At 27.8% G+C, this 17,080-nt stretch carries 18 protein-coding genes and 2 tRNA genes; 3 read left to right on the forward strand and 17 right to left on the reverse strand.

Annotation, left to right across the window (positions count from 1 at the left end; genetic code table 11):
* Positions 1–58 precede the first annotated feature (58 nt).
* Both BQ2505_RS08335 and BQ2505_RS08340 read right to left on the reverse strand, forming a co-directional pair.
* The gene (locus BQ2505_RS08335) at positions 59–1,246 is read right to left on the reverse strand and encodes an NRAMP family divalent metal transporter (RefSeq protein WP_074017299.1); all 1,188 of its coding nucleotides are present in this window, start codon (positions 1,244–1,246) and stop codon (positions 59–61) included.
* Between the two features lie 17 nt (positions 1,247–1,263).
* Positions 1,264–2,037: a LamB/YcsF family protein gene (locus BQ2505_RS08340; RefSeq protein ID WP_074017300.1), complete on the reverse strand. Its 774-nt coding sequence runs from the start codon at positions 2,035–2,037 to the stop codon at positions 1,264–1,266.
* Positions 2,038–2,244: 207 nt separating this feature from the next.
* Between BQ2505_RS08340 and BQ2505_RS08345 the strand changes: the two genes are divergently transcribed.
* Both BQ2505_RS08345 and BQ2505_RS08350 read left to right on the forward strand, forming a co-directional pair.
* A tRNA-Arg gene (locus BQ2505_RS08345) sits at positions 2,245–2,321 on the forward strand.
* Positions 2,322–2,370: 49 nt separating this feature from the next.
* Positions 2,371–2,447: transfer RNA gene (locus tag BQ2505_RS08350), tRNA-Arg, on the forward strand.
* Positions 2,448–2,688: 241 nt separating this feature from the next.
* On the opposite strand, the gene BQ2505_RS08615 is transcribed toward BQ2505_RS08350, so the two are convergent.
* The 10 genes from BQ2505_RS08615 to BQ2505_RS08400 form a co-directional block, all read right to left on the reverse strand.
* Positions 2,689–6,141, reverse strand: coding sequence for an autotransporter outer membrane beta-barrel domain-containing protein (locus BQ2505_RS08615; protein ID WP_083232339.1), 3,453 nt, complete (start codon positions 6,139–6,141; stop codon positions 2,689–2,691).
* 396 nt (positions 6,142–6,537) lie between these two features.
* Complete coding sequence (gene rplQ / locus BQ2505_RS08360; protein ID WP_022819895.1) at positions 6,538–6,888, reverse strand: 50S ribosomal protein L17; 351 nt, start codon at positions 6,886–6,888, stop codon at positions 6,538–6,540.
* A 26-nt stretch (positions 6,889–6,914) separates the two neighbouring features.
* A complete protein-coding gene (locus tag BQ2505_RS08365) occupies positions 6,915–7,895 on the reverse strand; it encodes a DNA-directed RNA polymerase subunit alpha (protein WP_074017351.1) in 981 nt (326 codons plus the stop codon).
* A gap of 28 nt (positions 7,896–7,923) precedes the next feature.
* A complete protein-coding gene (gene rpsD / locus BQ2505_RS08370) occupies positions 7,924–8,511 on the reverse strand; it encodes a 30S ribosomal protein S4 (protein WP_074017301.1) in 588 nt (195 codons plus the stop codon).
* Between the two features lie 40 nt (positions 8,512–8,551).
* Positions 8,552–8,941 (reverse strand): 30S ribosomal protein S11, encoded by a 390-nt coding sequence (gene rpsK, locus BQ2505_RS08375; RefSeq protein WP_032847211.1) that lies wholly within the window; start codon positions 8,939–8,941, stop codon positions 8,552–8,554.
* A gap of 44 nt (positions 8,942–8,985) precedes the next feature.
* Positions 8,986–9,342 carry a 30S ribosomal protein S13 gene (rpsM, locus tag BQ2505_RS08380; protein WP_074017302.1) on the reverse strand — a complete coding sequence of 119 codons (357 nt, stop codon included), beginning with the start codon at positions 9,340–9,342 and terminating at the stop codon, positions 8,986–8,988.
* A gap of 190 nt (positions 9,343–9,532) precedes the next feature.
* Complete coding sequence (gene rpmJ / locus BQ2505_RS08385; protein WP_005896200.1) at positions 9,533–9,646, reverse strand: 50S ribosomal protein L36; 114 nt, start codon at positions 9,644–9,646, stop codon at positions 9,533–9,535.
* A gap of 19 nt (positions 9,647–9,665) precedes the next feature.
* Positions 9,666–9,887 (reverse strand): translation initiation factor IF-1, encoded by a 222-nt coding sequence (gene infA / locus BQ2505_RS08390; protein WP_005899265.1) that lies wholly within the window; start codon positions 9,885–9,887, stop codon positions 9,666–9,668.
* A 124-nt stretch (positions 9,888–10,011) separates the two neighbouring features.
* Positions 10,012–10,776, reverse strand: coding sequence for a type I methionyl aminopeptidase (map, locus tag BQ2505_RS08395; protein WP_074017303.1), 765 nt, complete (start codon positions 10,774–10,776; stop codon positions 10,012–10,014).
* Positions 10,777–10,958: 182 nt separating this feature from the next.
* Entirely contained in the window at positions 10,959–11,585 is a 627-nt protein-coding gene (locus tag BQ2505_RS08400; protein ID WP_074017304.1) for an adenylate kinase, read from the reverse strand.
* A 341-nt stretch (positions 11,586–11,926) separates the two neighbouring features.
* Between BQ2505_RS08400 and BQ2505_RS08405 the strand changes: the two genes are divergently transcribed.
* Entirely contained in the window at positions 11,927–12,562 is a 636-nt protein-coding gene (locus tag BQ2505_RS08405; RefSeq protein ID WP_074017305.1) for a peptidyl-prolyl cis-trans isomerase, read from the forward strand.
* 154 nt (positions 12,563–12,716) lie between these two features.
* On the opposite strand, the gene BQ2505_RS08410 is transcribed toward BQ2505_RS08405, so the two are convergent.
* Genes BQ2505_RS08410 through BQ2505_RS08430 form a run of 5 tightly spaced genes read right to left on the reverse strand, consistent with a single transcriptional unit; the run spans position 12,717 to position 17,062 of the window.
* Positions 12,717–12,917 carry a hypothetical protein gene (locus BQ2505_RS08410; protein ID WP_074017306.1) on the reverse strand — a complete coding sequence of 67 codons (201 nt, stop codon included), beginning with the start codon at positions 12,915–12,917 and terminating at the stop codon, positions 12,717–12,719.
* Positions 12,918–12,932: 15 nt separating this feature from the next.
* Positions 12,933–13,826: a GTPase Era gene (gene era / locus BQ2505_RS08415; protein ID WP_074017307.1), complete on the reverse strand. Its 894-nt coding sequence runs from the start codon at positions 13,824–13,826 to the stop codon at positions 12,933–12,935.
* Complete coding sequence (locus BQ2505_RS08420) at positions 13,823–14,602, reverse strand: site-specific integrase (protein WP_074017308.1); 780 nt, start codon at positions 14,600–14,602, stop codon at positions 13,823–13,825. Before BQ2505_RS08420 ends, era begins: the two co-directional genes overlap by 4 nt.
* 1 nt (position 14,603) lies before the next feature.
* Positions 14,604–16,280 (reverse strand): DNA repair protein RecN, encoded by a 1,677-nt coding sequence (gene recN, locus BQ2505_RS08425; protein ID WP_083232342.1) that lies wholly within the window; start codon positions 16,278–16,280, stop codon positions 14,604–14,606.
* Complete coding sequence (locus tag BQ2505_RS08430; protein ID WP_074017310.1) at positions 16,259–17,062, reverse strand: NAD(+)/NADH kinase; 804 nt, start codon at positions 17,060–17,062, stop codon at positions 16,259–16,261. The genes recN and BQ2505_RS08430 overlap by 22 nt, the downstream gene beginning before the upstream one ends.
* Between the last annotated feature and the right edge of the window lie 18 nt (positions 17,063–17,080).

The following is a 17,080-nucleotide window of genomic DNA, read 5'->3' on the forward strand; positions in this document are numbered from 1 at the left end:
AATTTTCACTATTTAATCTATACTTCTATTTTTTTATTTTTATATCCAAAAAATAATATTATGCAAATAATTTAGTTAAACTTGATAGAGACTGTACTCCAATATATGCAGTAACAATTACAACTATCCACCCCAAATAAAATAATATATTTGAATGCTTGTAACTTCCAACTATTGAACTTTTTTTACTAGCTATTAATGTTATAGCTAAAGTGATAGGTAATATTATTCCATTTAATGAACCTGCCAATATTAATAGTTTTACAGGTTTTCCTAAGAAAATTAGTATTAATGTTGAAGTTACAATAAATCCTATAATAAATAAATTTTCATATTTTGCCACAACTTTAAATAAAGTCTTTAAAAAAGATACACTTGTATAAGCTGCTCCGACAATAGATGTTAACGCTGCTGCTAAAAATACCAAACCAAATATTTTATATCCAACTACCCCTGCTGCTATTTTAAAAGCATCTGCTGCTGGATTTCCTGGATCTAATTCATTTCCTAAAGTTACAACACCTAGAACAGCTAAAAATAAGAAAATTCTAACTACTGTTGCAACACCCATTCCTAACATAGCAGATTTATTTACTTCTTTTAAATTTTCTTCTCCAACTATACCTGCATCAATAAGTCTATGTCCTCCTGAAAAGATTATATATCCCCCAACAGTCCCACCTATTAAAGTTATAATTGCCATTAAATTTACACTTGATGGAACAAAAGTTTCTTTAACTGCTGCACCTACAGGTGGATTTGTAGAAAAAGCAACATAACCTATAAGTAAAATCATTAAAGCACCTAAAACTTGAGTTAATTTATCCATAAGTTTCGAAGCAGATTTAAAAGAAAATATTATTACTCCAACTGCTCCACTTATAATAGCAGCTAATTTTAAATCTATATCAAATAAAACTTGAAATCCTAATGCTGCTCCACCAACATTACCTATGTTAAATGCAAGTCCACCTAAACATACTAAAAATGTAATTACATAACCAAGCCCTGGTAAAATACTATTTGCTACGTCTTGTCCTCTCATTTTTGATACTGCTAAAATTCTCCAAACATTTAATTGAGCAACAAAAGACATTATAACTGATATCAATATAACAAAAGCAAATGTTGGTCCCATATCTTTAGTAAATACAGCTGTTTGTGTCATAAATCCAGGTCCAATAGCTGAAGTTGCCATCAAAAATGCTGCCCCTAATAAAACTGATAAATTTGATTTTTTATCCATATAAACACCCCTTAATATTATTTTATAAATTCATCTAAAGATTTTACTTCTATTCCATTTTCAATAAGAGATTTTCTTATTCTATCTACAAATTCTATAGCTTTTGGATTATCACCATGAACACAAATAGAATCAGCATTTATATCGATTTCTTCGCCGTTGACAGCTGTAACTTTTTTAGTTTTAACCATTTTTATAACTCTGGCTATTGCTTCTTCAGGGTCTTTAACAAAAGCTCCTGGCAAAGCTCTATTAACCAAAGTTCCATCTGCATTATATCCTCTATCTGCAAAAACTTCTTCTGCAACTCTCATACCTCTTCTTTTAGCTTCTTGAGCCATATAACTTCCACTTAAAGTCATAACAATAATATTTTTATCAAACTCTTCTATTCCATCTAATACAGCATCTGCAAGATTTTTTTCTACAGCAGCCATATTATAAAAAGCTCCATGTAATTTCATATGTTGAATTTTCTTACCGTTTGTTTTTGCAAAAGCTGATAAAGCTCCTAATTGATATAACATATAAGCTTTTGCTTCTTCAGGAGTTACTACCATTTTTCGTCTTCCAAAACCTAACAAATCAGGATAACCTGGGTGTGCTCCAATAGCAACTTCATTTGCTTTTGCTATTTTTATAGTTTTATCCATTATTAATGGATCTCCAGCATGCCAACCACATGCAATATTAACACTTGTAACACACTTCATTATCTCTTCATCCATTCCCATTTTATAAGCTCCGTATCCTTCTCCAATATCAGAATTTAAGTCAACAAAAAACTTCATATAACTACCTCCTAATTTTTAATTACAGTTAGTCTATAATACTTTATTTTTTATTTTTTGTCAATAAATTATTTTATATGCCTTATATTAAACCGTTTTGTATAATTTTAATCTTAATTATATTTTTTATTATAAAATGTTTTTTTCTTTTCTATTATATTTTTTATTGAAAAATACTCATTTTTTAAGTATAATATTAATACACACGCATCTATAGCTCAATTGGATAGAGCATCTGACTTCGGATCAGAGGGTTGTGGGTTCGATTCCTACTGGGTGCGCCATTTTCAACTTGATTTTTTTCAAGAAATTTGTTATACTTTTAAAGTTATTGCACCCATAGCTCAATTGGATAGAGCGTCTGACTACGGATCAGAAGGTTGCGGGTTCGATTCCTACTGGGTGCGCCATTCATTATTTTGATTTTAAATATCATTAAAATAATAGGTAAAAATATAAAAAATGTCAGCAAGTTTTTTTACTGACATTTTTATTTTATTTACAAGAAAAATTATAAATAACTAAAGTCTCTTGACAGCCGTATGAGTTCTACGAGCTCAATGAACATAGGCTCTTCGAACTAATACGGACGTCAGAGACTAACTTTTATTATTTAATTTTATACTTTCCTATAGAATTAAAAGACAAAAATTAAAGTGTATATCTCATTCCTAAATTAATTTGCCATTTTTGTTTAATTCTATGTTTTGATGACTTTTGAATTTCTAAATATATCTGTCTTCCTTTTTCCTTATTAATATTAGTTAAGCCAAGTCCATATGTAAACCAATGATCTTTATTTCTAACTTCTTCCATTCCTGACTCGTTAAAATGATGTCTAACTTTTCCCAAAAATTCTTTTTCATACATTAATTTTATATAAGGGTTAATACTTTCGTTAGCAAAACTATCCAATCCTGCTCTAAATCCAATTCTTCCTATTAAACTATCTAAGTCTTCTGTTCTAACTTGTAGACCATTAGATAAATTTAAGTTATACCCATTTGTAAATTGATATTTCAATTGAGCTTCAGGTTGAATATAATATTCTTTTTTCTCACTTTGATTTAAGAAAATTCTCTTTCCAGCTTCAACAGACAATAAATACGATTTTATACGAGCTTTATTTGAACTAACTTTTTGTTTAGAATAATTTTCTATATCATATTGACCTTTATATCTAGTCGCTTTAGCTACAAAATCATAATACACATTATTTTCTTTATTTAACCAAGTTGAATATAAGCCAAGTTCTTCTCCTGCAATTTTACTCTTACCAGGATAGCTTCCAAATTTAGCAGAAGATTCTATATGTCCAAATAATAAGCCATTATAATTTATCCATTTTTCTCTTGCTTTTACCCAATCATATCCAACTTCCATTCCCCAATAACGATGTCTATATTTACCTGTTCTTAAATTCTCTCCACTATATTTCCCATTTATATGTTTTATCCAAACATTATTATTTTTTATAATATCTTTGTCAAAATGGACTTCTCCTAATCTTTGAACTAGAGTTTCTATAGAAACTAAGTTTAATTGATAAATTAAATCGTTAAAAATCAGACTTGTTTCGGCACCAGGTGTTAATTTCCCTGGCTTATCATCAATAATTTTAGGAGATTCCCCTGGCTTTATTTTTTCTTCTTCTTTATATGGATATAAATACCAGTTATTTTTATTCTTATCTCCAGTATCTACTACTTTTGAATCAGTTGCTCTTCCTAAAGCATAAAGATATGCTCCTCTTTCAATAAGTGCTCCAGGATTTATAGGTTTACTATTATCTTCTGGTATATCAACTCTATCATTCGGATTTTTTAATTTGAATGTAGCATTATTATCCACTTCATTTCCCAAACTTTCTACAAGTTTTAAAACTTCTGTCCCACTAGATTTTGCTCCAGCCATATTTTCAAACTCTATATAGTGATTTCCTTTACTACTATTTTTTATAGACAATAAGTCTGTTTCTCCAGTCTGAACATTTCCCTGCATTTTAAATATTCCACCATTACCTTTTAAATTATCAACAGACAATGTTACAGGACTTTCTGCATCTAAAAAATCTATTGTACCTTCAGAAGAAATATCCAATGTATTTATTTTTGAGTCATCTGTCATTAACCAATGACTAGAATTAGCTAATTTTGTGTCTATAATCCCAGTAGAATTATTATTAGCAAGTCCTATTAAATGAGAATTTTCATTTAATAAATTCAAGCTAACTTTTCCTTTATTTGATGTAAAAATATTTCCTAATATATTTACATCATCTTTACCTGCAACAGTTATTTCAGCATTTTTTCCACTAGAGACTAATGCAGGATCCGTTGGAGCTCCAACAATATTTAATTTCTTATTAAATGTTATTGTACTTTTTGAGTCATCTGTTACATTTTCTGGAGCTACATTGTAAACTGCTATTTTTTTATTTCCGTTACCATTCATAGTTATAGAGACATCTCCATTGAAAGTAGTCTCAGTTTTATTAATGGATTCTGTATGAATTTGAGAAATTCCATAACCACTAGCTTCAGTATTAATTCTTATATTTACATTAGAATCTTTATCTGATGTAATAGTAGTTCCCTTACCTATATTAGCTCTATCTTTTTCTATTCTAATTCCATAAGCATTAGATAAAGCCTTTGAGTAAATATTATTATTTCCTTTAAAATTTATAGAATTTTCTCCTTTTCCATCACTTTCGCTATTACTTTGTAAATTAATTCCATAAGAGTATTGCCCCTCTGTTTCAATAGAAGTATTTTCTAATTCAAAATTATTTTTACCAAGGTTTTCATCAGCTATATCAATATTTCTTGCAACATAATTAGAATTAGTAGTTATATTAGTATTTTTTAACTTGATATTATTTTCTCCATCTGTAGAAGTAGCTTTAATCCCATACACCCAAGCACTAGTTCCTTCATTACTTGTCTCTATTTTATTTTTTTCTCCATTAAATTCTAAAGTGTTTTTACCATTATCTCTTGCATCAAGAAATATTCCATAAATACTTCCACTCTTATTTAAAGTAATTAAATTCATATTTGAATTAAATAAAAACTTACTTTCTCCATTTGTAGTAGTTTTCGAATAAAAATTAAGACTATTAGCTTTATCCTCAGAAGTATTTACTATTTTTGAAGTAAAAGTTTTTCCAGCTTTATTTGTAACTTTTACTCCACCACCAAATTGTGTATTACTTAAAAACCACAATTTTGTTGTTGTATTTCCAGTCATCACACTATCCACATTTCCATTAAAAGTAACTGTTGACCCTCCATTTTCTTTGTCAATAGTATCTTTAGTGGAAACTGTTTTAAAACGATTTTCTCCATTATTTTCCAATCGAAATGCAGTTATTTGTAAATTATCTGTAGTGGATTTTGTTAGCATGGACAAATCATCATTAAATGTTAAATGAGTCTCTCCTCCAGTATCAGATTGATTAAAAAATACATTAACTCTTTTTTCATAATCTTTCAAACCACTTGGATTAACAGTTTGAATTTCATTTTTCATACTTACTTTTTTTAAAAAATTTATAGTTGAAACAGGTTTTGTAACATTACCTGAAGCACCTTCCCCAACAATCTTTACTACATTATAGATAAGATAATAATTCCCTTTATATTTTTTATGTGTCTTAATATTAAAATCTGCATTCGTATCAAAATTTAATATTGTTTCTGATCTATCAACCATGTTAGAATTAGAGTTATACACATGTACTCCAACTTGCCAATCAATAGGTTTATCATCATCAACATGTATAAGATGTAATGTTCCATCAGATGATATTGTTGTTTCTGTAATAGGTTTTACCAACTCTCCACCATGTATATTTTTGCTCTCAATAATATTATCGACTGTATTTGCATTTGGAATATTTTTACTTTTTGTTCCAATTACATCTCCGTCTAGGTAAGAATAATTAAATTTTACTTTATTTTCACTTTTTTCAATATTACTACTCTTATTTGTTTCAATTGTTTTCCAATCATTCTTAGTAATTGTATTTTCATTATACTCTTCTGCTTTTGTTACTAAAGAAACAAGTAAAAAAAATAATATAATTTTTTTATTTTTCACTTTTTCCCTCCTTTTATTTCTTATTCAGTACATTTTCGAGTTTTTTTGTTATATATTTCTATTATATAACTAAAAAACAAATTTTACAAGTTATAATATATACAATATATATAAGTATTCATTTAAATATTAATGTTTTTCCTGATTTTTACTTTATACTTTTCCATATAAATAAAGTCTCTGACGTCCGTATTAGTTCGAAGAACCTGTGTTTATTGAGCTCGTAGAACTCATACGACTGTCAAGAGACTAATTTTTGCTATTTAAACTTTTTCTTTCTTTATAAATAAAAAAGCAGATAAGATTTATAAAATAATCCTATCTGCTCATTTTTCATTTTCAAGTCCAACACTTTTAAAAGTTATTGGTATTATTGATTTAAATATATCTTAGCTATTATACTAATTCTATTATAGCCATTTCTGCTGAGTCACCTTTTCTAACAGATGTCTTTATTATTCTAGTGTATCCACCATTTCTTTCAGCATATTTTGGAGCTATTTCATTGAATATTTTAGCAACAGCTTCTTCATCTCTTAAGAAAGCAAAAGCATTTCTTCTAGATGCTAAAGTATTTTTCTTTCCAAAAGTAATCATTCTTTCAGCAAATTTTCTTAATTCTTTAGCTCTTGTAACCGTAGTTTCTATTCTTTCAGCTTTAACTAAAGATATAGTCATATTTTTTAGCATAGCCTTTCTATGATCGGCTCTTCTTCCTAACTTTCTATATGATTTATTGTGATTCATTAGTAGAATTTCCTCCTCTTACAAGTTTATTCAGGAGATCCATTTTTTTCAAGATCATATCCTAAATCTTTCATCTTTTCCAAAATCTCATCTAAAGATTTTTTTCCCAAATTTTTAATTTTTAATAATTCATTTAAAGATAAGCTTGCTAATTGAGATACATCTTCTATCCCAGCTTTTTTCAAGCAATTAAAAGATCTAACTGTTAAATCTAATTCTTCTATCTTCATGTCATGAGACTTTTCATCTACAATTTGGACAGTTATAGATTCTTCAATATCTTCATCTATTTCTTCTCTTAAATTTTCCATTCTATTTCCAATTTCTAAGAAAGGATCTAAATGTAATTTTAAAAGCTCAACAGCATAAGAAATTGCATCTTTTATTTCAATACTACCATCTGTTTCAATGCTAAGAGTTAGTTTATCAAAATCAGTCATTCCTCCAAACATAGTATCTTGTACTTCATAAGATACTCTTTTAATAGGAGTATATATAGCGTCTACTGCTATAAAATCTACTGCCCAATCTTTTCTATCTATTTCTTCAGATACTACAAAACCTTCTCCAGTATCTACAATAAACTCCATATCTAAAGTTCTATCTGTTGTTACATTGCAAATAACTTGATCTGGATTTACTATCTCTATTCCAGCATCTGGAATTATATCTGAAGCTTTAACAACCCTAGGTCCTTTAACAGAAAGAGTCATCTTTCTTTCTCCAGTAGTTTCAGCTTTTACTACAATTTCTTTTACATTTAATATAATTTCAGTAACAGCTTCTTTTATTCCATCCATTACTGTAAACTCACTTAAAACACCATCTATTCTAATAGCTTTTATTGCAGCTCCAGGTATAGATGAAAGTAAAACTCTTCTTAGAGCATTTCCTAATGTATTTCCATATCCTCTATATAATGGTTCTACAACAAAGTTACCTTTATAATTGCTTTCTTTATTTTCTGTAATTTTTATTGATTTAGCCTGCTTTTCTATTTTTAACATTATATCAACTCCTATCAAAAGGATTACATTATCTTGAATAAAATTCAACTATTAAAGATTCGTTTAATTCAAAATCCAAATCCTCTTTTGTTGGGTTTTGAAGAACCTTTCCTGAAAATGCAGCTCTATCTAATTCTAACCATGCAGGAGTAGTTGCATCTTCTACTGCTGATTTTATTAGTTCTACATTTTTAGAGTTTTCTATTACAGATACAACATCTCCAACTTTTACTCTGTAAGAAGCTATATTAACTCTTCTTCCATTTACAGCTATATGTCCATGAGATACTATTTGTCTTGCTTGTCTTCTAGTTTTAGCAAAACCTAATCTGTAAACAACATTTTCTAATCTTCTTTCTAGGTATTCTATTAAAGTTAAACCTGTTACTCCAAGTTTTCTTGCTGCTTCTTCATATATTTTTCTAAATTGTTTTTCCATTACATTATATATAAATTTTGCTTTTTGTTTTTCTCTCAATTGAATTGCATATTCAGTTGGTTTTTTATTTGCATTTGGTCTAATTCCTCTGTTTGAAGATTTATTAACTCCTAGGATAACTGGATCTATTCCTAAAGCTCTACATTTCTTCAAAATAGGCTGTCTATTTCTTGCCATTCTTTAATATTCCTCCTTTATATTTTATACAAATATATGATTACACTCTTCTTCTTTTTGGTGGTCTACATCCATTATGAGGTACAGGAGTTACGTCAGTTATTTTAGTAACTTCTAATCCTGCAGCTTGAAGTGATCTGATACAAGCTTCTCTTCCTGAACCAGGTCCTTTTACTTTAACTTCAACCTTTCTCATTCCATTTTCCATAGCAATTTGAGCTGCTTGTTCTGCTGCTATTTGAGCTGCGAATGGAGTTCCTTTCTTAGTTCCTTTGAAACCTGAAGTTCCACCAGATTTCCAGCTTACAACCTTACCATCTACATCAGTTATTGCAACTATTGTGTTATTAAAAGTTGAATGTATATGAGCTACTCCGTTAGGAATATTCTTATTTTTCTTTTTTATCTTAGCTACTGTCTTTTTAGCCAATTTAGCTACCTCCCTTACTAAGTCTTTAAATATCTAAAATACGCTTATTTTTTTATAGGTTTTTTAGGACCTTTTACAGTTCTTGCATTAGTTTTTGAACTTTGTCCTCTTACAGGAAGATTCATTTTATGTCTTAATCCTCTGTAACATTTGATATCCATAAGTCTTTTTATAGATAATCTTACTTCTTTTCTAAGATCTCCTTCAACTTTGATATCTTTTATTATTTCTCTGATTTTATTTACTTCTTCTTCAGTTAAGTCTTTAACTCTAGTGTCAAAGTTTACTCCAGCTTCTTTTAATATTTTTTGAGAAGTTGGTCTTCCAATTCCATAAATATATGTTAGAGCTATTTCAACTCTTTTGTTTCTTGGGATATCTACTCCTGCTATTCTAGCCAAAATTTTTCCTCCTCTTTTAAAATGAAATTTTAAAGGTTATATATTATGTTGGTAACTTTCCCCAACTAATACTTTCATCGACATGTCCCATTCTGCAATTATGGAGATGGTCCTACGACTCACCATGTCTTTACAGTACTTCATTATCTTAATAAAATTAAAATCCTTCTGTACTTTCTCTTACTACAAACTATCCTTGAACTTGTTTATGTTTAGGATTTTCACAGATTACTCTTATTTTTCCATGTCTTTTAATAATCTTACACTTGTCACAAATAGGTTTTATTGATACTCTTACTTTCATTTCTTCCTCCTTTCTCGATCTAGTTTTTCTTTCTGTAAACTATTCTACCCCTCGACAAGTCATAAGGAGAGATCTGTACAGTTACTCCATCTCCAGGTAAAATTTTAATGTAATTCATTCTCATTTTCCCAGAAATGTGGCCAAGTATAGTATGCCCATTTTCTAATTCTACTTTAAACATAGCATTAGGTAAGGCTTCTACTATAGTACCTTCCAATTCGATAACATCTTTCTTTGACATTTTTCCTCCCATCGAACAGAAATTCATATCATTTTACCATATTAATCAAAAAAAATCAATACTGTATTTTTTTTTACTACAATTTTTTTTATAAAATAATTAAAATAAAATATAAAATTCAAAATTAATCTAACTCACTTAAAATAACTGGTTTGCCATCAATAATTGCAATGCTATGTTCAAAATGGGCTGATCTTTTACCATCTCTTGTTACAACTGTCCAACCATCTGGCATAATAGCAACTTTATATGTCCCAACATTCACCATTGGTTCTATTGCTAATACCATACCGTTTTCTATTTTTAGACCTCTACCTTTTCTTCCATAATTAGGTATCATTGGTTCTTCATGTAAAGCCAAACCTACCCCATGACCAGCAAAATCTCTTACAACAGAAAAACCATTTTTTTCTACATAATATTGAATAGCATGCCCTAAATCTCCTAGTCTATTTCCAACAACTGCTGCTTCTATTCCAATAGCTCTTGATTTTTCAGTTACTTCTAACAATCTCTTGCTTTCTTCATCTATTTCTCCTATGGCAAAAGTTTTTGCAGAATCCCCATAAAATCCATCAAGTTCTGTTACTATATCAAGGCTTACAATATCTCCATCTTTTATTACTCTATCCCCTGGCACTCCATGAACTACTTCTTCATTGACAGAAATACAAGTTGCTGCTGGAAATGGGCCATAGTATCCTTCAACTCCAATACAAGCTGGTCTAGCTCCACAACTTCTTATATAATTTTCAATTATTTTGTCTATTTCTCTTGTTGTAATTCCAGCTTTTAAATATGGTGGAATTACATCTTCATAAATCTTTGCTATTATTTGATTAGCTTTTTTTATTCCTTTTATTTCATCTAAAGTTTTTATTAATCTCATTTTTTCCTTCTTTCTAAAATAAATAAAGTCTCCTGACAGCCGTATGACTCTTCCGAGCTCACCGAAATACTCTCCAGAGTAATACGGACGTCGGAGACTAATTTTCATATTAAATTATACTTTCCTATAAAGTTAAAAAGGTTGTCACAATAAAAACACCTTGCAACAACCCCAAAAAACTATTATCCTAATATTTTATATATATCATTAGTAATATCTTCTAATTTTTTTGTTCCATCTATTTCAGTTACTTTGTTTTGTGCTTTATAATAATCTAAAACAGGTGCTGTTTGACTATGATAAGTTTCTAATCTTTTTACAACAACTTCTTCAGTATCATCTGCTCTTTGAACAAGATCTTCCTCTTTTTCATCAACTGGTGGATTAAATTTAATATGATAAATTTTCCCTGTTACTTTTGATGTTCTTCTTCCTGTAATTCTTTCAATAATATCTGCATCAGGTACATTTAAAGCTATTACTTTTTCTATTTTCTTTCCTAATTTTTCTAATATTTCATCTAGAGTTTTAGCTTGAACAACTGTTCTTGGAAATCCGTCCATTATAAAACCTTTTTCACAATCTTTTTCAGCTAATCTTTCTGCAACTAATCCATTAACTACTTCATCTGGAACTAATTTTCCTGCGTCCATAAAACTTTTAGCTTCTAAACCTAATTTTGTTTTATTAGCTATAGCAGCTCTTAATATATCTCCTGTTGAAATTTGAGGAATCCCATATTTATCCACAATAAACTTTGCTTGAGTTCCTTTTCCAGCTCCTGGTGCTCCAAATAATACTATATTCATTTTACTATACCTCCATTTTATTATTTTATAATTTCATATATATTATACATCAGTTTTTACAAAAACAAAATTTTATTTCATTTTTTTACTTTTTATTTTTTCAACTTCTTCAGTCATAATCTATTCCTCTAAATTTTATATGATTTATATAAAAAGTCTTGACGTCCGTATTAGTTCGAAGAGCCTGTGTTCATTGAGCTCGTAGAACTCATACGGCTGTCAAGAGACTAATTTTTATATTAAATTTATACTTTCCTATAGAATAAAAAAGGACAATTGAAAAATAACATATTTTATGTTAGTATTTAAGTAATTATATTTTTTAAATTTAGGAGATGAATATGGATAATAATGTATTACATGAAATTTTATTAAGAAAAGCTAGAGCAGCTGAGTACACAAATTTTGAAGTAGAACAAATTAACATTCAGTCGGAAGCTCTTTTTATTAGATATTTTTTAGAAAGAGAAACTGACAAAATTTTAGAAAGTTCTACTATTGAGGAAGAAACTATAAAAAAATTCTATGAAGACAACAAAAGTATTTTAAAGAAAGAAAAAGAAGTTAAAATAGAAACTATTTTTATTAGAGATTTAAAAAAAGCTGAAAAAGTATTAAATGAAATTAATCAAAAAAACTTTAAAACATTAAAAAAAGAAAACGATGAAAAAGTAAATGTTTTAGAAAATGACGAGTTTATTGGTATTAGTAGAATACATCCTCAAATAGCTGAACTTATAGGAAAACACAAAAAAGGAATTATTAAAGAACTTGCTTATATTGAAGATGGTGCTCATATAATTTGGATTAAAGATATAATCGAAGAAAGAGAAGCTACTTATGAAGAAAGCAAGGAATTTATAACAATTGAACTAAAAAAATCTCTATTCAATCAAATATATGAAAATTTAATAAATAGTATAATAAACGAGAAAGTAAGTTTAGATAATACTTCCGCTGAAAAAGAAAACAAATAAGGAAAAATCCCTTGACAGCCGTAGCTTTTCGAACTAATACGGACGTCAGAGACTAATTTTTGTTATTTATTTAATTTTCACATAGAATAAAAATAAGTCCCTAATATCTGTATATGAAATTTATTCTAATACAGATATCTAGGGACTTTATTCGTTATATCATTTTTGTTACAACAACATTAAAAACTACTATGCCTAGAACTCCCCAATAAAGTCTATCCATCTTTTTTCTTTCTGAAGTAGTTAAGCCTTCTTTCTTTTCCTTTTTACTTAATTTTCTAAGTGACAGTAAAAGATACAACAATACCACAACATTGATTATAACCAAAATTTGATCTGCAACACTTACAGCCATTTTACGCTCCTAACTTTATTTTTCTTCAATATAGCCCATTTCTTTTAAGAAAGGTTTCTTTTTTCTCCATTCATCTTTAACTTTTACCCAAAGTCCTAGATAAATCTTTTGATCTAACAATCTTTCTATCTCATTTCTTGCTTCTGTCCCAATTTCTTTTAACATTTTTCCATTTTTTCCTATGATAATTCCTTTTTGTGAATCTCTTTCAACATAGATATTGATATTAAATTTATCAACTTTCCCCTCTTCTCTTTTAACCTCTATTATCTCAACAGCAACAGAATGAGGTATTTCATCTCTAGTTTTTAAAAGAATTTTTTCACGAACTATTTCAGTAATTATTCTATAAGTTGACATATCTGTATACATGTCATCTGGATAATATTTTACACCTTCTTCTAAGTAAGGATTTAAAGTCTCTAAAAGATTACTAAGACCAAAAGCATACATACCAGAAGCAAAAATTATTTTATCAAATTTTCCTAATTTTTCTTCAATCTCTTGTAGTTTCTCTTCTTTTTGAATATCTGTTATTAAATCCACTTTATTAACAAGTAAAATTCTAGGTTTTTTAGAATTTTCTAATATTCTTTCCATAACAAACTGATCTCCAGTTCCTATTGGTTTTGAAGCATCAACTAAAAACAATATAACATCTACATCTCTGAGTATCTTAACAGCGATATTCGTCATATATTCTCCCAAAAGATGTTTTGGTTTATGTATACCTGGAGTATCTATGAAAATATATTGATCATCTTTTACATTTAAAATTCCCTTAATATTATCTCTTGTTGTTCCAGCTTTATCTGAAACTATTGCAACTTTTTCAGCCACAAGCTTATTTATAAGTGTTGATTTCCCAACATTTGGTCTTCCAACAACAGCTATGAATCCAGCTTTCATTTTTTATCTCCTATTCCTATATTAAAATAAAGTTCTCTTATCTTAGCTTGAATATCATTATCTTCTTCTTCCAAACTTTTCTTTAATTTTCTTAAATTTACATTATATTTTTTCATATCATTATTAAAACTTGCCTTGCTGTATGCACCAAATAAAAATCTTTTCTCAATTGCATATTTTTTATAGTAAGAGCTTAGCAATTCTTCAAACTCTTTTTCTAAATCGTAACTAATAATTTTTCTATTTTTTCTAATAATTACTTTTTTAAAATCGTATTTCAATAAATCATTAATTTGAATTTCAAAAATATTAGTAAGATTTATATTGCACTCAATCACTAACCTACAAATCAATTTTATTCTTAACTCATTTAAATTTTCACTTAATTGATTCAAAAATTCTTCATAGGAAATTTCTTTTTTTTCAAAAACACTACTATCTTCACTATTATTACTTGACACAGATGTTTCTTCTTGAAGTTTATTTTCAATAAAGTCATAAGAAAAAATATCATTTACATATCTATTTTTAAATAAAAATTTATAAAAACCTCTTATGATACTATATTTCTTTCTAAGACTTGTTTTTTTATATTTTTTTTCAAGTTCGATAAAATATTCATCAAAAACATTCTTTTTTACTTCTGTAATATTTTCTCCATTTTGCTTTAAAAACAAAAGATAATCTTCTATTTGATTTTGATATGCTTCTATTGATAATTCAGATAAATTTTTCTTATTTCTTAACTCTTCCAAATACAATTCTAATAAATCCACATTAGCCCTCATTCAACATGCTGTTAGCAATTTCTAAAACATCTTCTGTTACTTTTTCTCCTACTAACATTCTTCCAATTTCTTTTACTCTTTCTTCAAAATTTAATTTTTTAACCCTACTTATAGTTTTTTCATTTTCAACAGATTTTTCAATATAGAACTGTTGAGATGCTTTTGAAGCTATAACTGGAGAGTGAGTTATAGAAATTATTTGAGTACTTTTTCCAATCTCTTTTAGCTTTAATGCTATTTTTCTAACAGTTTCTCCACCAACTCCAGTATCTATTTCATCAAATATTAAAATTGGTATTTTATCAACCTTAGAAAATATAACTTTTAATGCTAGCATAACCCTACTAACTTCTCCACCAGATGCAATTTTAACCAACGATTTCAAACCCTGACCAATATTAGTTGAAATTAAAAATTCGACATCATCATTTCCCTCATCAGACATTCTATCTTCTTTTTTTATCATAATTTTTAATTTTGCATCTTCCATATTTAAAAATTTTAATTCTTTACCCAATTCATCTTCAATTTTACTTGCAACTTTTTCTCTTAACTGAGTTAATCTCAATGCTTCTTTTTTATATTCTTCCCCAATTTTTTGAAGTTCTTTTTTTAATTCTTTTGTTTTAAAATCTCCACTGTCTAAACTGTCTAATTTTTCTTTCAAATTTTCTCTATATTCAATAATTTCTGATATTTCTCTTTTATATTTTTCTTTTATTCTTTTTAAAGTATTAAGTCTGCCTGCTATTTTGTCTAAATCTCCCTGTTCTGTACTAATTTCTCTAGACATATTTTGAATATCCTCTGCACAATCTTCTAAGTCATAGTAAATAGTTTCTAGTCTATTGGCTATTTTCCCATATCTTTCGTCATATTTTTCCAAATATTCCATATCTTCTTTACTTGTTATAATCAAACTCAATGCAGAGTCATCATCGTTTTTTAGATAATCTAAACTTTCAAATACTCTTTCTCTTATTTTTTCAGCATTAAATGCTCTTTTATATTCACTTTCTAAAATCTCATCTTCTCCTTTTTTCAATTTCAATTTCTCTATTTCTTCTAATTGATATTGAAAAAATTCTTTTTTTTCTAAAGTTTCATTTTTTATTTTTTCTATATTTTGAATTTTTATTTCAATTTCTTTGTATTTTTTTAAACTTTCAGCTAAATTACTCTTTATCTCCTTAGCTTCCTTAGGTAAAAAACTGTCTAATAACTTTATATGATTAGATTTATTTAATAGCATTTGATGTGAGTGCTGTCCAACTATATCAACTAAAGTAGCAGCAATCTCTTTCAAATCTGTCATAGAAACTCTAGTATTATTAACAAAAATCTTAGCTTTCCCATTCCTATTTAGATATCTTCTAATTATTACTTCATTATCTGGTGTCTCTATTCCAAGTTTATCTAATTTTTCCTTTTGCTCCTCATCAACATCGAATACTCCTTGAGCTACCAAGTTTTCTTCTCCATCTCTTATCATATCTACATTAGCTTTTTCTCCGATTAAAAGGTTTATTCCACTTAAAATAATAGATTTTCCAGCTCCTGTTTCTCCAGTTAAAACAATAAATCCTTCATCAAACTCAATATCTAGTTCATCTATAATAGCTAAATTTTCTATTTTTAGTTCTCTTAGCATAAGTTTTCTCCCCATTTCAACTTTTCTCTCAAAACATTATAATAATTTCTATCTTCTGGAATAACTAGCTTTAAAGTATCGTTAGCATAACTTATTTCAATTTCATCTTCAATTTTTATTTTTTTATGTGTATTCCCATCTATATTTAGATATCCCATTTCACTTGGTTTTACTAATTTTAATACGATTTTTAAATTACCAGATATTATTATAGGTCTAGTGTTTAAATTATGTGAAGCTATTGGAGTAATTAAAAAAACTTTTAATTCTGGAGTTATTATAGGACCTCCTGCAGAAAGTGAATATGCAGTTGAACCTGTTGGAGTTGAAATTATAACTCCATCTCCTTTAAATTTCCCTAAAAATTTATTATCCACATAAATTTCTGTAGCAACAATGTTTCTTTTTATGTTTTCTCTAGTCAATAATACTTCATTTAAAGCACTATAAGAAGAATTATTTATTTTAACCTTAAAATAGTGTCTACTTTCTATACTTATTTTTCCTAACAAAATATTTTCAAAAATTTCTCTATACTTATCTTTTCTAATTTCTGTAAGGTAGCCTAATGTTCCTGAGTTTATTGCTATTACTTTGACTTTTTTATTTTTTAAAATTTTAAAACTTCTAAGTAAAGTTCCATCTCCACCTATAATAACAATATACTCTGCCCTAACAAAATCTTTAGTTTCTACTACTTCAAATTTTTGATTTGATAGTAAATAAGATTTTAATTCTTTATATATTTTTATAGCTTCTTCTTTATCTGAATTGTATATTATCCCTATTTTTATCATAAAATTTTACCTTTTCAC

The sequence above is a fragment of the Fusobacterium massiliense genome (genome assembly GCF_900095705.1).
Classification (GTDB): Bacteria; Fusobacteriota; Fusobacteriia; order Fusobacteriales; family Fusobacteriaceae; genus Fusobacterium; species Fusobacterium massiliense.

Coding starts and splice junctions, on each gene's coding strand:
- BQ2505_RS08335 (WP_074017299.1), bottom strand. CDS start 1,246: ATGGATAAAAAATCAAATTTATCAGTTTTATTAGGGGCAGCATTTTTG.
- BQ2505_RS08340 (WP_074017300.1), bottom strand. CDS start 2,037: ATGAAGTTTTTTGTTGACTTAAATTCTGATATTGGAGAAGGATACGGA.
- rplQ (WP_022819895.1), bottom strand. CDS start 6,888: ATGAATCACAATAAATCATATAGAAAGTTAGGAAGAAGAGCCGATCAT.
- BQ2505_RS08365 (WP_074017351.1), bottom strand. CDS start 7,895: ATGTTAAAAATAGAAAAGCAGGCTAAATCAATAAAAATTACAGAAAAT.
- rpsD (WP_074017301.1), bottom strand. CDS start 8,511: ATGGCAAGAAATAGACAGCCTATTTTGAAGAAATGTAGAGCTTTAGGA.
- rpmJ (WP_005896200.1), bottom strand. CDS start 9,646: ATGAAAGTAAGAGTATCAATAAAACCTATTTGTGACAAGTGTAAGATT.
- infA (WP_005899265.1), bottom strand. CDS start 9,887: ATGTCAAAGAAAGATGTTATCGAATTGGAAGGTACTATAGTAGAAGCC.
- map (WP_074017303.1), bottom strand. CDS start 10,776: ATGAGATTAATAAAAACTTTAGATGAAATAAAAGGAATAAAAAAAGCT.
- BQ2505_RS08400 (WP_074017304.1), bottom strand. CDS start 11,585: ATGAATATAGTATTATTTGGAGCACCAGGAGCTGGAAAAGGAACTCAA.
- BQ2505_RS08405 (WP_074017305.1), top strand. CDS start 11,927: ATGGATAATAATGTATTACATGAAATTTTATTAAGAAAAGCTAGAGCA.
- BQ2505_RS08410 (WP_074017306.1), bottom strand. CDS start 12,917: ATGGCTGTAAGTGTTGCAGATCAAATTTTGGTTATAATCAATGTTGTG.
- era (WP_074017307.1), bottom strand. CDS start 13,826: ATGAAAGCTGGATTCATAGCTGTTGTTGGAAGACCAAATGTTGGGAAA.
- recN (WP_083232342.1), bottom strand. CDS start 16,280: ATGGGGAGAAAACTTATGCTAAGAGAACTAAAAATAGAAAATTTAGCT.
- BQ2505_RS08430 (WP_074017310.1), bottom strand. CDS start 17,062: ATGATAAAAATAGGGATAATATACAATTCAGATAAAGAAGAAGCTATA.